Source organism: Mycolicibacterium aichiense (assembly GCF_010726245.1).
Classification (GTDB): Bacteria; Actinomycetota; Actinomycetes; order Mycobacteriales; family Mycobacteriaceae; genus Mycobacterium; species Mycobacterium aichiense.
Window position 1 is genome coordinate 2,391,342 of the sequence record NZ_AP022561.1, and the last position, 13,013, is coordinate 2,404,354.

The following is a 13,013-nucleotide window of genomic DNA, read 5'->3' on the forward strand; positions in this document are numbered from 1 at the left end:
GGGGGGTTTGGGTCGTGGGAGCAACTTCTTCGCGCCAGTCGGCAGTGCGCTACGCACGGATCGGTGGCTTGGCCGTCGCGACCGGACTCGGGGCCGCGCTGGCCACCGGGCACGGAATCGCCGCCGCGGCACCGTCATCCAATGACACTGGCTCGCACGGTACCGAGTCCAAGTCAGCGGGACCGCAGCGCGCGGCCGCCAAGTCGAAGCCGGCCACATCGAAGTCGGATGCCTCGAAGTCGGACACGTCGAAGTCTGGTTCAGTGCGGGCCGGCGCAGCCACCCGGCCGGCCTTGCAGACCTCGGCATCGGTCAAGGCCGCCACCGTCCGATCGGCGACCAATCCGTTGGCGTCATTGAAAGGTGGTGGCGCACCCGCGATTCCATCACCAGCGGATCTCGAAGCGATGCTGGGGGGCGTGCGCCGGGATCTGGAGCACATGCAATCGGCGCTCTCGCAGTCGGTGACGAACTTGTTCACCAACCCCGCCGGCTCCATGACCGCGGGTCTGGCCGCGCTGCGCACTGCTGCCGCCACTATCGACACCAGGTCGTCCGATACCCCGTCCAAGGGATTCCAGCTCTACACGATCTACAACATGGCGCCGACGTCGCTCACCTTGACCGACGTGAAGATCATCACGCCCGAAGGCGCCGGCCGGTCCATCGTCAGGACGCCTCCGGTCGGCACCATCGTCGCTCCGGGCGAGAAGATCACGCTCGAACTCGCCCAGAAGCGCACCTCGATCCTCGGACTGTTCACGACCACGGCGTTCCGGGACACCGATGTGATCCTGTCGTTCAAGGACAGCGACGGCGCCATCATTGATGTCCGTGCGGAATACACCTATTGGCAGGCTCGGCCGGTGACCGGCAATGGCGGCCTGGCGATTTGCGATACCAGCCGGTGCAAGGTGGAAGGTGACGAAGGGGACGCCCGCCGGACGGTGTTCGTGCTCGCTGCCGGCAACTCTGCGCTCGACGCGACCAACCTGCCGGTGGATCGTCAACAGAAGCTCGTCGGTCTCTGCAGTGCATCTGGGGTGAGCTGCCGATGGGTGGACTCGAAAGTCATAACCGGTGGCAGCGGCCAGGCACAGGTGGTCGGTTCGGTCGTGCACAACAACACCGACAAGGACACGAGTTCGCCAGTGGCCATTACGGTCTCGAAGGCGTACTCGTCCAGCCTCAAGGGCGGCGTCAAGGGTGGGTTCGACCTACTGGGCGTGATCAAGGCTGAAGTCAGCACCGAATACACCAGCACGTGGACCGACACCTTCACCACCACTCAGACGGTGCAGGTCCCGCTGCCGCCGCACACCACGGGGTGGGTCGAGGCCAAGGTTCCGGTTGACGTCGTGACCGGAACGCTGGTTGTGCAGACGCCGGTACAGACGATCTACCTGAGCAACGTCCGGGTGGAAGTTCCCATTGCGGGCGGCACTCCAGAACTCTTCATCGAGAATCGTGCGATTCCCAGAACGATCAAAGTCTAGCGTCGCGTTCATCGAATACGACTGCCGCACAGCTGAACTCAGGGGGAGATACTAATGGCGCAAACTCGTGGCGTCCGCGGGGCCGTCGGCCGGTGCATGGGGACGTTCGCCCCGCCCGTGATCACCGGCGTGGTGGTCGCCGGCTCGGTGGTGATACCGGCCGTCACGCAGTCGGCCGCGCCTGCTGCCGAGCTGCCCACCGCTTCCACTGCCACAGCCCCGATGGCCTACCCGTCTGTTCCGGTTGCGCCTGTCCCCCTTACTCCCAGCACGGGGGCGTCGGTCGTCGTACCGTCGCGGGTTGCGGAATCCTCGCAGCTGCCCGCCGTCATCGCGCATGCGACCGTGTCGACCGTCAGCGCTTCCGACGTGGCGACCCCGACGGCACTGGTCGCCGCCCGGGTCTTCGCCACCCCCACAGCGGCCCCGGTGCGTGTCGACACCTCGGCTCACAAGACTGTGGCGCTCGCCGCCGCCGTACCCGGCCCGCTCGCCGAAGTTGCCGATATGGTCCGTTATTTCATCGGCAACGGCGTCGACGCACCGGCGGACTGCACGGGTGCGGCGTGCAACGGCGGCAACGGCGGAATCCTGTTCGGCAACGGCGGCAATGGCGCCAACGGTGGCCGCGGCGGTAACGCCGGTCTGTTCATGGGGATCGGCGGTGACGGCGGTGACGGTGCCGATGCCGTGTACGACGACGATGGCAACCAGCTGTCGGCGGCGGTAGACGGTGGCGCCGGTGGTGCGGGCGCGGCCTTGTTCGGGTACGGCGGCTCGGGCGGCGCCGGCGGTGCGGACATCCGGGCGATCGGAGACGCGTTCGGCGCCGACGGCGGTGTGGGCGGCAAGGGCGGTGTGTTCGGCTCTGGTGGCCGAGGCGGTGCCGGCGGGAAGGCCATCACCGAGAGCGGCAATGCCGTTGCCGGCGACGGCGGCGCCGGTGGCGCCGGCACGATCGGTTCCGGCGGCAAGGGCGGCAAAGGCGGCGACGCGGAGGCGACCAGCGACGACGTTGCCGACGTCGCATTCGGCGGCGAAGGCGGCCGGGGCGGTGACGCCGCTTATGGGGCGTCGGGCAACGGTGGCGACGGCGGTTATGGAGACGCGTACAACGTCGCTCAAGGCGTCGGCGGTCCCGGCGGCGCGGGCGGAAAGGTCGGCATCGGTGCCGGTGGACACGGCGGCGACGGCGGCGGCGCGTACTCCGACGACGGGGGAGCTTTCGGCGGCGACGGTGGTGCCGGCGGCAGCGGCGCTGCCCTGTCGAGCGGTGGTAACGGCGGTGATGGCGGCGGATCGGCGACCTGGGGCACGGGCGAAGCGAGCGGCGGCGCCGGCGGTGCCGGGGGCAAGGGCGGCCCATTGGGCAGCACCGGCAGACCGGGGACGAGCGGGTCGTCCGACAACGACGTCGACGGGAACATCACCGGAACGACCGCCAAAGCCTCCAAGCCGTCCGCCAAAGCCTCGAAATCGGCTGCCAACGGCCCGGATTCGGCCGCGAAGGCCCCGAAATCGGCTGCGAAGGGCAAGAGAGGCTGACCAGCCGGGCCGCGGCGGGCCGGCTACAGACCCAGCGCGCCGTAGGTCCGCTTGACGAACTTCGGCTGCACCGACTGCAGCTTGGCCAGTGAGGTGTTACCGGCCACCGCCTCGGCCGGCGCGCTCATGTTCGGATAGTTCTGGATCAGGTAGATCAGGATCAGGTCATTGGCCGGGTCGGCCTGCCACCAGGTTCCGTACGCGCCGGGCCAGCTGAACGTGCCCAGCCCACCGGGGCCGTACAACTGTGCGGATTTCGCCGGATCGGTCACCACCGACAGGTTCAAGCCGAAGCCGCGCCCCACCCAGAACGGAAGACCCAGGAAGGGGAACTGCTTCTGCTCCGCGGTGAGCCGGTCGGTACGCATCGAATGCACCGACTCCGCCGACAGGACCCGAACCCCGTCGACGTCACCGCCGCCCAGCAGCATGCGGGCAAACCGCAGATAGTCGTCGACAGTGGTGACCAGACCGGCCCCGCCCTGACAGAACCGCGGCTCGGTCACCGGGATGGGCCCCATGGCGTCGTGCTGCAGGCCGGCTTCCGGATCGAGGCGATACATCGTGGCGGCCCGGGCGCGCTTGTCGGGAGAGATGAAGAAGCCGGTGTCGGACATGCCGAGGGGCTCGAAGATCCGCTCGGCGAGGACCGTGTGCAGCGGTTTGCCCTCGATGCGGGAGATCGCGATGCCGAGCACGTCGGTGGCCTGGCTGTAGGTGAGCCGCTCACCGGGCTGATGCACCAGCGGCAGCCGGGCGATCTCGGCGAGCCAGTGATCCTGGTCCTGGCGCAGCGACACCCGGCCGTAGGCGCGGCTGATCGGTCCGGCCACCGAGAACACGTAGGCCAGCCCGCTGCGGTGGGTCATCAGGTCGTCGATCGTGATCGCCCGGCGCGCGGGCACGGTGCGGTCCAATGGACCGGCCGGGTCCGCGAGGACCTGCATGTCGGCCAGCTCGGGCAGCCAGCGAGTGACCGGATCGGTCAGTGTGAGCTTGCCCTCTTCGACGAGTGCCATCGCGGCCGCGACCGTCACCGGCTTGGTCATCGAGGCGACCCGGAAGATCGTGTCGCGCTGCATCGGCAGACCGGCTTCGACGTCGCGATACCCGATCTCGTTGACCTGCAGCATGTTTCCCCGCTGCCAGGCCAGGGTGACGGCTCCGGCCAGAAGTCCGGAATCGACTGCCTGCACGACGGAGGTGCGGTTGTCCCCGAGGTTCACCGTAAGAACTCTACTGACGGGCGTGTTTCGGGATCCGCCGGCAAGGGGTGTTAGGCTGCCCGACAGTTCGACATCCTTTAACGATCCGTCCAGAGAGGCGGAGAAGGAGGTCCGGAAAGCTCGTGGGCTCCACCGACCGCGAATTGATGTCCGATGCGGACGTCGGTAGAACCGTTTCCCGCATCGCCCACCAGATCATCGAGAAGACCGCCCTCGACGGCCCCGATGCGCCCCGCGTCATCCTCCTCGGCATTCCGACCCGGGGCGTCACCCTCGCCAACCGGCTGGCTGCCAAGATCCATGAGTTCTCCGGCGTCAGCGTGGAGCGCGGCGGCCTGGACATCACGCTCTACCGCGACGACCTGGACTTCAAGCCGCCCCGCGCCCTGGAGGAAACCTCCATCCCGGCGGGCGGAATCGACGGCGCTCTGGTGATCCTCGTCGACGACGTGCTCTACACCGGGCGGTCGATCCGTTCGGCGCTGGACGCCCTGCGCGACATCGGCCGCCCCACCGTGGTGCAGCTGGCGGTCCTGGTCGACCGCGGGCACCGCGAGCTGCCGCTGCGGGCCGACTATGTCGGCAAGAACGTGCCCACCTCACGCAGCGAGAACGTCAAGGTGCGGCTGGTCGAGGACGACGGCGTGGAAGGTATCTGGATCGCACCGCAGGGAGGGCCGGCCAGATGACGATCAGGCATCTGTTGTCGGCGGGCGACCTGACCCGCGACGAGGCCACCGCGATCCTGGACAACGCCGACCGGTTCCGGCAGGCGCTGCTCGGACGTGAGGTCAAGAAGCTGCCGACCCTGCGTGGGCGCACGATCATCACGATGTTCTACGAGAACTCCACCCGCACCCGGGTGTCGTTCGAGGTGGCGGGCAAGTGGATGAGCGCCGACGTGATCAACGTCAGTGCCTCGGGGTCCTCGGTGGCCAAGGGCGAATCGTTGCGGGACACCGCGCTGACGCTGCGCGCCGCGGGCGCCGACGCGCTGATCATCCGCCACCCGGCCTCCGGCGCCGCCCAGCAGCTGGCTGAATGGACGCTCGAGGACGACGGCACCGGTCCGTCGGTCATCAACGCCGGGGACGGTACTCACGAGCATCCGACGCAGGCCTTGCTCGATGCCTTGACGCTGCGCCAGCGCCTCGGTGACATCGAAGGCCGCCGGGTGGTGATCGTCGGCGACATCCTGCACAGCCGGGTGGCGCGGTCGAACGTGTCGCTGCTGTCCACGTTGGGCGCCGAGGTGGTGCTGGTGTCACCGCCCACGCTGCTGCCGGTGGGGGTCTCCGACTGGCCGGTGACGGTGTCGCACGACCTCGACGCCGAGCTGCCCGCCGCCGACGCGGTGATGATGCTGCGGGTGCAGGCCGAACGGATGAACGGCGGATTCTTCCCCTCCGAGCGGGAGTACTCCATCCGGTACGGGCTGTCCGATCGCAGGCAGGCCGTGCTGCCCGGCCATGCCGTGGTGCTGCACCCCGGGCCGATGCTGCGCGGTATGGAGATTTCCTACGCCGTGGCGGATTCGTCGCAATCAGCGGTGCTGCAACAGGTTTCCAATGGTGTGCATGTCCGGATGGCGGTGTTGTTCCATCTGCTGGTCGGCACGGACGAGGCGGTGTCGGTATGAGCGTGTTAATCCGAGGTGTGCAGCTCTACGGCGAAGGCGATCAGGTCGACGTCCTTGCCGCTGACGGCCAGATCGCCGACATCGGCCCGAAGCTCGCCGTCCCCGACGATGCCGACGTCATCGACGCCACCGGGCAGGTGCTGCTGCCAGGCTTCGTCGACCTGCACACCCACCTGCGTGAGCCGGGTCGCGAGTACGCCGAGGACATCGAAACCGGTTCGGCTGCAGCGGCTCTGGGCGGGTACACCGCGGTGTTCGCGATGGCCAATACCGACCCGGTGGCCGACAGCCCGGTGGTGACCGACCACGTGTGGCGGCGCGGCCAGCAGGTCGGCCTGGTCGATGTGCACCCGGTGGGAGCGGTCACGGTGGGGCTGCAGGGCAAACAACTCACCGAGATGGGCCTGATGGCCGGCGGGCTCGCCCAGGTCAAGTTGTTCTCCGACGACGGTGTGTGCGTGGACGATCCGCTGGTGATGCGCCGGGCGCTGGAGTACGCCACCGGCCTGGGCGTGCTGATCGCCCAGCACGCCGAGGAGCCCCGCCTCACCGTCGGTGCCGTCGCGCACGAAGGCCCCAATGCCGCGCGACTCGGCCTGGCCGGCTGGCCGCGGGCCGCCGAGGAATCGATCGTCGCCCGTGACGCGCTGCTGGCCCGGGACGCCGGTGCCCGCGTCCACATCTGCCACGCGTCCACCGCCGGGACGGTCGAGATCATCAAATGGGCCAAACAGCAGGGTATTTCGATCACCGCCGAGGTCACCCCGCATCACCTGCTGCTCGACGACAGCAGGCTGGTCAACTACGACGGCGTGAACCGGGTCAACCCGCCGCTGCGTGAGGCCACCGACGCCCAAGCCCTGCGCCAGGCGCTGGCCGACGGTGTGCTCGACTGTGTGGCCACCGATCACGCCCCGCACGCCGAGCACGAGAAGTGCTGCGAGTTCTCCAGAGCCCGGCCCGGGATGCTCGGCCTGCAGACCGCGCTGTCGGTGGTCGTCGAGACCATGGTGGCGACCGGCCTGCTGGACTGGCGCGGCGTCGCACGGGTGATGAGCGAGAACCCGGCCCGCATCGTCGGGCTCGACGACCAGGGCCGCCCGCTGGAGGTGGGCGAGCCGGCCAACCTGGTCGTCGTCGACCCCGACGCCACCTGGGTGGTGGAGGGCGCCGAGTTGGCCAGCCGCTCGGCCAACACCCCGTTCGCCGCGATGACGTTGCCGGCGACGGTCACCGCGACCCTGCTGCGCGGTGTGGTCACGGCGCGGGATGGGAAGAGCCCAGCATGAATACCGGCACGGCGATCGGTTCGTTCGTCTTCGCGTTCGTGATCGTCGTCATCATCGGTGTGCTGATCGGCCGGATGTTGCGCGGCTGGAAGCGGCGGGCCCGGCGGCAGATGGATCTGCTCGGCGAGCTGCCGCCCCTTCCCGACCTGCTCGGCTCGGCCACCATCGCGCCTACCCGCGGCCTCTATATCGGCAGTACGCTGGCACCGAACTGGCTCGAACGCATCGCCGCCGGCGACCTGGGCTACCGGTCCAAGGCGGTGCTGACCGGCTATCCGGAAGGCATCCTGCTCGAGCGTTCCGGCGCGACGCCGATCTGGATCCCGCACGACGCCATCACCGCCATCCGCACCGAGCGCGGACTGGCGGGAAAGGTCATCCCCGGTGGCCGCAACAAATCCGAATCGCCGGCAGGAATCCTGGCGATCCGGTGGCGGCTGCCATCAGGCACCGAGATCGATACGGGCTTTCGCGGCGACGACCGCCGCGACTACGCCCGGTGGACGACAACAGGAGAAGCAGCGTGACGGGTAAAGCCCATCTGGTACTGGAGGACGGGCGGGTCTACACCGGTACTGAATTCGGTGCTGTCGGAGAAACTCTCGGCGAAGCGGTGTTCTCCACCGGGATGTCGGGCTATCAAGAGACCCTCACCGATCCCAGCTATCACCGCCAGATCGTCGTAGCCACCGCGCCGCAGATCGGCAACACCGGCTGGAACCACGAGGACGCCGAAAGCCGTGGCGACAAGATCTGGGTGGCCGGCTACGTCGTGCGCGACCCGTCGCCACGCGCCTCGAACTGGCGCGCCACCGGGACACTCGACGACGAACTCGCCCGGCAGGGCATCGTCGGAATCGCCGGCATCGACACCCGCGCGGTGGTGCGCCACCTGCGCACCCGCGGCTCGATGAAGGCCGGCGTGTTCTCCGGGCCCGCGCTCGCCGACACCGAGGAACTGCTGAGCCGGGTTCGCAATCAGCCCTCGATGCTGGGCGCCGACCTGGCCGGCCAGGTGTCGACCGAAGCGGTGTACACGGTCGAATCTGAAGGGGAGCAACGATTTACGGTCGCGGCCATCGACCTCGGCATCAAGACCAACACCCCGCGCAACTTCGCCAAGCGCGGCATCGCCACCCACGTGCTGCCCGCCGGGGCAACATTCGAGCAGATCGCCGACCTGCGGCCGGACGGGGTCTTCCTGTCCAACGGGCCCGGCGACCCGGCGACCGCCGACCACATCGTGGAGGTCACCCGCGCGGTGCTCGGCGCCGGCATCCCGCTGTTCGGCATCTGCTTCGGCAACCAGATCCTCGGCCGGGCGCTGGGCCGGTCCACCTACAAGATGGTGTTCGGGCACCGCGGCATCAACGTGCCGGTGATCGACCACCAGACCGGCACCGTCGCGATCACCGCACAGAACCACGGCTTCGCGCTGGAAGGCGAAGCCGGCGAACGGTTCGACACCGACTTCGGGCCGGCCATCGTCAGCCACACGTGTGCCAACGACGGCGTCGTCGAGGGCATCAAACTCGTTGACGGACGGGCCTTCTCGGTGCAGTACCACCCGGAGGCCGCGGCGGGGCCACATGACGCGAACTACCTGTTCGACCAATTCATCGACCTGATGGCGGGGGAGAAGTAGATGCCACGTCGCGACGACCTGAAGCACATCCTGGTCATCGGCTCCGGCCCGATCCTGATCGGGCAGGCAGCCGAGTTCGACTACTCCGGCACCCAGGCCTGCCGGGTGCTGCGCGCCGAGGGTCTCGAGGTCACCCTGATCAACTCCAATCCGGCGACGATCATGACCGACCCGGAGTATGCCGACCATACCTACGTCGAACCGATCACCCCGGCGTTCGTCGAGAAGGTGATCGCCCAGCAGGCGGCGCGCGGCAACAAGATCGACGCCGTGCTGGCCACGCTGGGCGGACAGACCGCGCTGAACACCGCGGTCGCGCTGTACGAGAACGGCGCGCTGGAGCGCTACGACGTCGAGATGATCGGCGCCGACTTCGACGCCATCCAGCGCGGCGAGGACCGGCAGAAGTTCAAGGACATCGTTGCGAAAGTCGGTGGCGAGTCCGCGAAGTCACGGGTCTGCTACACGATGGCCGAGGTCCGCGAGACCGTCGCGGAGCTCGGACTGCCGGTGGTCGTGCGGCCGTCGTTCACGATGGGCGGCCTGGGTTCGGGTATGGCGTACTCGGTCGAGGACGTCGAGCGGATGGCCGGCGACGGCCTGGCCGCATCGCCCACCGCGAACGTGCTGATCGAGGAATCCATCTACGGCTGGAAGGAATTCGAGCTCGAGCTGATGCGCGACCACCACGACAACGTGGTGGTGGTGTGCTCGATCGAGAATTTCGACCCGATGGGCGTGCACACCGGCGACTCGGTGACCGTGGCTCCGGCGATGACGCTCACCGACCGCGAGTACCAGGTCATGCGGGATCTGGGAATCGCGATCCTGCGTGAGGTCGGCGTCGACACCGGTGGCTGCAACATCCAGTTCGCGGTGGACCCGAAAGACGGCAGGCTCATCGTCATCGAGATGAACCCGCGGGTGTCGCGGTCCAGCGCGCTGGCGTCGAAGGCGACCGGCTTCCCGATCGCCAAGATCGCCGCCAAGCTGGCGATCGGCTACACCCTCGACGAGATCGTCAACGACATCACCAAGGAGACCCCGGCCTGTTTCGAGCCGACGCTGGACTACGTGGTGGTCAAGGCGCCGCGGTTCGCGTTCGAGAAGTTCCCCGGCGCCGACCCGACGCTGACCACCACGATGAAGTCGGTCGGCGAGGCGATGTCGTTGGGCCGCAACTTCGTCGAGGCGCTCGGCAAGGTGATGCGGTCACTGGAAACCACCCGTGCCGGGTTCTGGACCGGCCGCGACGATGACGGCTCGGTGGTCGACGTACTGGACCGGCTGCGCACCCCGACCGAGGGCAGGCTCTATGACATCGAGCTGGCGCTGCGCCTCGGCGCCAGTGTGGAAGAGACCGCGGCGGCCTCCGGCGTAGACCCGTGGTTCGTTGATCAGATCGCCGGCCTGGTGGCGTTGCGCCAGGAGTTGCTCGACGCCCCGGTCCTCGACGAGGACCTGCTGCGCCGGGCCAAGCACAGCGGACTCTCGGATCGCCAGATCTCCTCGCTGCGCACCGAATTGGCCGGGGAGGCCGGGGTCCGCGCGCTCCGGCAGCGTCTCGGCATCCATCCGGTGTTCAAGACCGTCGACACCTGTGCGGCCGAGTTCGAGGCCAAGACCCCTTACCACTACTCCAGCTACGAGCTGGACCCCGCGGCCGAGACCGAGGTGGCCCCGCAGACCGAGCGGCCGAAGGTGTTGATCCTCGGGTCCGGGCCGAACCGCATCGGACAGGGCATCGAGTTCGACTACAGCTGCGTACACGCTGCGACCACGCTGAGCGAGGCCGGCTTCGAGACCGTGATGGTCAACTGCAACCCCGAGACGGTGTCCACCGACTACGACACCGCCGACCGGCTGTACTTCGAACCGCTCACCTTCGAGGACGTCCTCGAGGTGTACCACGCCGAGTCGCAATCCGGGCAGGGCGGCCCGGGTGTGGTCGGGGTGATCGTGCAGCTCGGAGGGCAGACGCCGCTGGGTCTGGCGCAGCGGCTGGCCGACGCCGGGGTGCCGATCGTCGGGACCCGGCCCGAGGCCATCGATCTGGCCGAGGACCGCGGCAGATTCGGGCAGGTGCTGCACCAAGCCGGCCTGCCCGCACCGAAGTTCGGCACCGCCACCAGCTTCGAGCAGGCCCGCGAGATCGCGGCCAGGATCGGCTATCCGGTGCTGGTGCGGCCGTCCTACGTGCTGGGCGGGCGCGGGATGGAGATCGTGTACGACGAGAAGACGTTGCACGGCTACATCACCCGCGCCACGCAGCTCTCACCCGAACACCCGGTCCTGGTCGACCGGTTCCTCGAAGACGCGATCGAGATCGACGTCGACGCGCTCTGCGACGGCACCGAGGTCTACATCGGCGGCGTGATGGAGCACATCGAAGAGGCAGGCATCCATTCCGGTGACTCGGCGTGCGCCCTGCCCCCGGTGACGCTGGGCCGCAGCGACATCGAGGCGGTACGGCGGGCCACCGAGGCGATCGCGCACGGTGTGGGGGTGGTCGGCCTGCTCAACGTGCAGTACGCGCTGAAAGACGATGTCCTCTACGTCCTGGAGGCCAACCCGCGGGCCAGCCGCACGGTGCCATTCGTCTCCAAGGCCACCGCGGTACCGCTGGCCAAGGCCTGCGCACGAGTCATGCTGGGCGCCAGCATTTCCCAGCTCCGCTCGGAAGGCGTGCTGGCCGCGACCGGCGACGGCGCCACCCCGGCGCCGAACGCCCCGATCGCAGTCAAGGAGGCGGTCCTGCCGTTCCACCGGTTCCGCAAGGCCGACGGCACGGGTATCGACTCGCTGCTCGGGCCGGAGATGAAGTCGACCGGCGAGGTGATGGGGATCGACCGCGACTTCGGGAGCGCGTTCGCCAAGAGCCAGACCGCCGCCTACGGATCGCTGCCCAGCACCGGCACGATCTTCGTGTCGGTGGCCAACCGGGACAAGCGCTCGCTGGTCTTCCCGGTCAAGCGCCTCGCGGACCTCGGCTTCCGCGTGCTGGCCACCGAAGGCACCGCGGAGATGTTGCGGCGCAACGGGATTCCGTGCGACGTCGTGCGCAAGCATTTCGAGGAGCCGGGAGACGGCCGCCCCGCCATGTCGGCGGTGGACGCCATCCTGGCCGGCGATGTCAACATGGTGATCAACACCCCGTACGGCAACTCCGGGCCACGCATCGACGGATACGAGATCCGGTCGGCCGCGGTGTCGATGAACGTCCCGTGCATCACCACGGTGCAGGGCGCGTCCGCGGCGGTCCAGGGCATCGAGGCCGGCATCCGCGATGACATCGACGTGCGCTCACTGCAGGAACTGCACGCCGCGCTGGGTCATGACTGAGATGGGCCGATCAGAGGCCTTCGGCGCCCGGCTGGCCGACGCGATCGCCGCGCGCGGTCCGCTGTGCCTGGGCATCGACCCGCACCCGGAGCTGCTGCGCGCCTGGGACCTGCCGGTCAGTGCCGACGGACTGGCCCGGTTCAGCGAGATCTGCGTGCAGGCCTACGCCGGATTCGCGATCGTCAAACCGCAGGTGGCGTTCTTCGAGGCTTACGGCTCAGCGGGTTTCGCCGTCCTCGAGGCCACGATCGCGGCATTGCGGGAGGCGGGTGTGCTGGTGCTCGCCGACGCCAAGCGCGGCGATATCGGGTCGACGATGGCGGCGTACGCCCAGGCGTGGGCCGGTGACGGTCCGCTGGCTGCCGACGCCGTCACCGCATCGCCCTATCTCGGGTTCGGTTCTCTGCAACCGCTTTTGGAGCTGGCCGCGAGCACTGGCCGCGGCGTGTTCGTACTGGCGGCGACGTCCAACCCCGAGGGTGCCTCTGTGCAGTGCGCGATGGCCGGGCAGCGCACCGTCGCGCAGTCGATAGTCGATGAGGCGGCCGCGATCAACCGCGCCGACCGCCCGCGGTTGGGGTCGGTCGGCGTCGTGGTCGGCGCCACGCTGGACGTGGTGCCCGACCTCAGCGAGCTCGGCGGGCCGGTTTTGGTGCCCGGCGTCGGCGCCCAGGGCGGACGCCCCGAGACGCTCGGCGGTCTCGGGGGCGCCCTACCCGGGCAGGTACTGCCCGCGGTGAGCCGGGAGGTCCTGCGCGCCGGTCCGGACGTTGCCGCGATCCGGGCGGCGGCCGAGCAGCTGCGCGATGCAGTGACGTACCTCGCCTGAGC

General features: G+C 68.8%; 10 protein-coding genes. 9 read left to right on the forward strand and 1 reads right to left on the reverse strand.

Going from position 1 to position 13,013, the window contains the following annotated elements; genetic code table 11:
* Nucleotides 1-14: 14 nt before the first annotated feature.
* Together G6N32_RS11610 and G6N32_RS29105 are read left to right on the forward strand one after the other, a co-directional pair.
* Nucleotides 15-1,496 carry a hypothetical protein gene (locus G6N32_RS11610; RefSeq protein ID WP_147292018.1) on the forward strand — a complete coding sequence of 494 codons (1,482 nt, stop codon included), beginning with the start codon at nucleotides 15-17 and terminating at the stop codon, nucleotides 1,494-1,496.
* Between the two features lie 54 nt (nucleotides 1,497-1,550).
* Nucleotides 1,551-3,041, forward strand: a complete 1,491-nt coding sequence (locus G6N32_RS29105; RefSeq protein ID WP_147292019.1) for a hypothetical protein — start codon at nucleotides 1,551-1,553, stop codon at nucleotides 3,039-3,041.
* A 23-nt stretch (nucleotides 3,042-3,064) separates the two neighbouring features.
* Here G6N32_RS29105 and G6N32_RS11620 read toward each other — a convergent pair whose 3' ends face one another.
* The gene (locus G6N32_RS11620) at nucleotides 3,065-4,267 is read right to left on the reverse strand and encodes a serine hydrolase domain-containing protein (protein WP_115319727.1); all 1,203 of its coding nucleotides are present in this window, start codon (nucleotides 4,265-4,267) and stop codon (nucleotides 3,065-3,067) included.
* A gap of 122 nt (nucleotides 4,268-4,389) precedes the next feature.
* On the opposite strand from G6N32_RS11620, the gene pyrR reads away from it, so the two are divergent.
* Genes pyrR through pyrF form a run of 7 tightly spaced genes read left to right on the forward strand, consistent with a single transcriptional unit; the run spans nucleotide 4,390 to nucleotide 13,011 of the window.
* Nucleotides 4,390-4,956 carry a bifunctional pyr operon transcriptional regulator/uracil phosphoribosyltransferase PyrR gene (gene pyrR / locus G6N32_RS11625; protein WP_115319728.1) on the forward strand — a complete coding sequence of 189 codons (567 nt, stop codon included), beginning with the start codon at nucleotides 4,390-4,392 and terminating at the stop codon, nucleotides 4,954-4,956.
* On the forward strand, nucleotides 4,953-5,906 hold the full coding sequence (locus G6N32_RS11630) for an aspartate carbamoyltransferase catalytic subunit (protein WP_115319729.1): 954 nt from the start codon (nucleotides 4,953-4,955) through the stop codon (nucleotides 5,904-5,906). Before pyrR ends, G6N32_RS11630 begins: the two co-directional genes overlap by 4 nt.
* Complete coding sequence (locus G6N32_RS11635; RefSeq protein WP_115319730.1) at nucleotides 5,903-7,195, forward strand: dihydroorotase; 1,293 nt, start codon at nucleotides 5,903-5,905, stop codon at nucleotides 7,193-7,195. Before G6N32_RS11630 ends, G6N32_RS11635 begins: the two co-directional genes overlap by 4 nt.
* Nucleotides 7,192-7,722 (forward strand): PH-like domain-containing protein, encoded by a 531-nt coding sequence (locus G6N32_RS11640; RefSeq protein WP_115319731.1) that lies wholly within the window; start codon nucleotides 7,192-7,194, stop codon nucleotides 7,720-7,722. Before G6N32_RS11635 ends, G6N32_RS11640 begins: the two co-directional genes overlap by 4 nt.
* Nucleotides 7,719-8,840, forward strand: coding sequence for a glutamine-hydrolyzing carbamoyl-phosphate synthase small subunit (gene carA, locus G6N32_RS11645; RefSeq protein WP_115319732.1), 1,122 nt, complete (start codon nucleotides 7,719-7,721; stop codon nucleotides 8,838-8,840). Before G6N32_RS11640 ends, carA begins: the two co-directional genes overlap by 4 nt.
* The gene (gene carB / locus G6N32_RS11650) at nucleotides 8,841-12,182 is read left to right on the forward strand and encodes a carbamoyl-phosphate synthase large subunit (protein ID WP_115319733.1); all 3,342 of its coding nucleotides are present in this window, start codon (nucleotides 8,841-8,843) and stop codon (nucleotides 12,180-12,182) included.
* Entirely contained in the window at nucleotides 12,175-13,011 is an 837-nt protein-coding gene (gene pyrF, locus G6N32_RS11655; protein WP_172507281.1) for an orotidine-5'-phosphate decarboxylase, read from the forward strand. The genes carB and pyrF overlap by 8 nt, the downstream gene beginning before the upstream one ends.
* The last annotated feature ends 2 nt before the right edge of the window (nucleotides 13,012-13,013 follow it).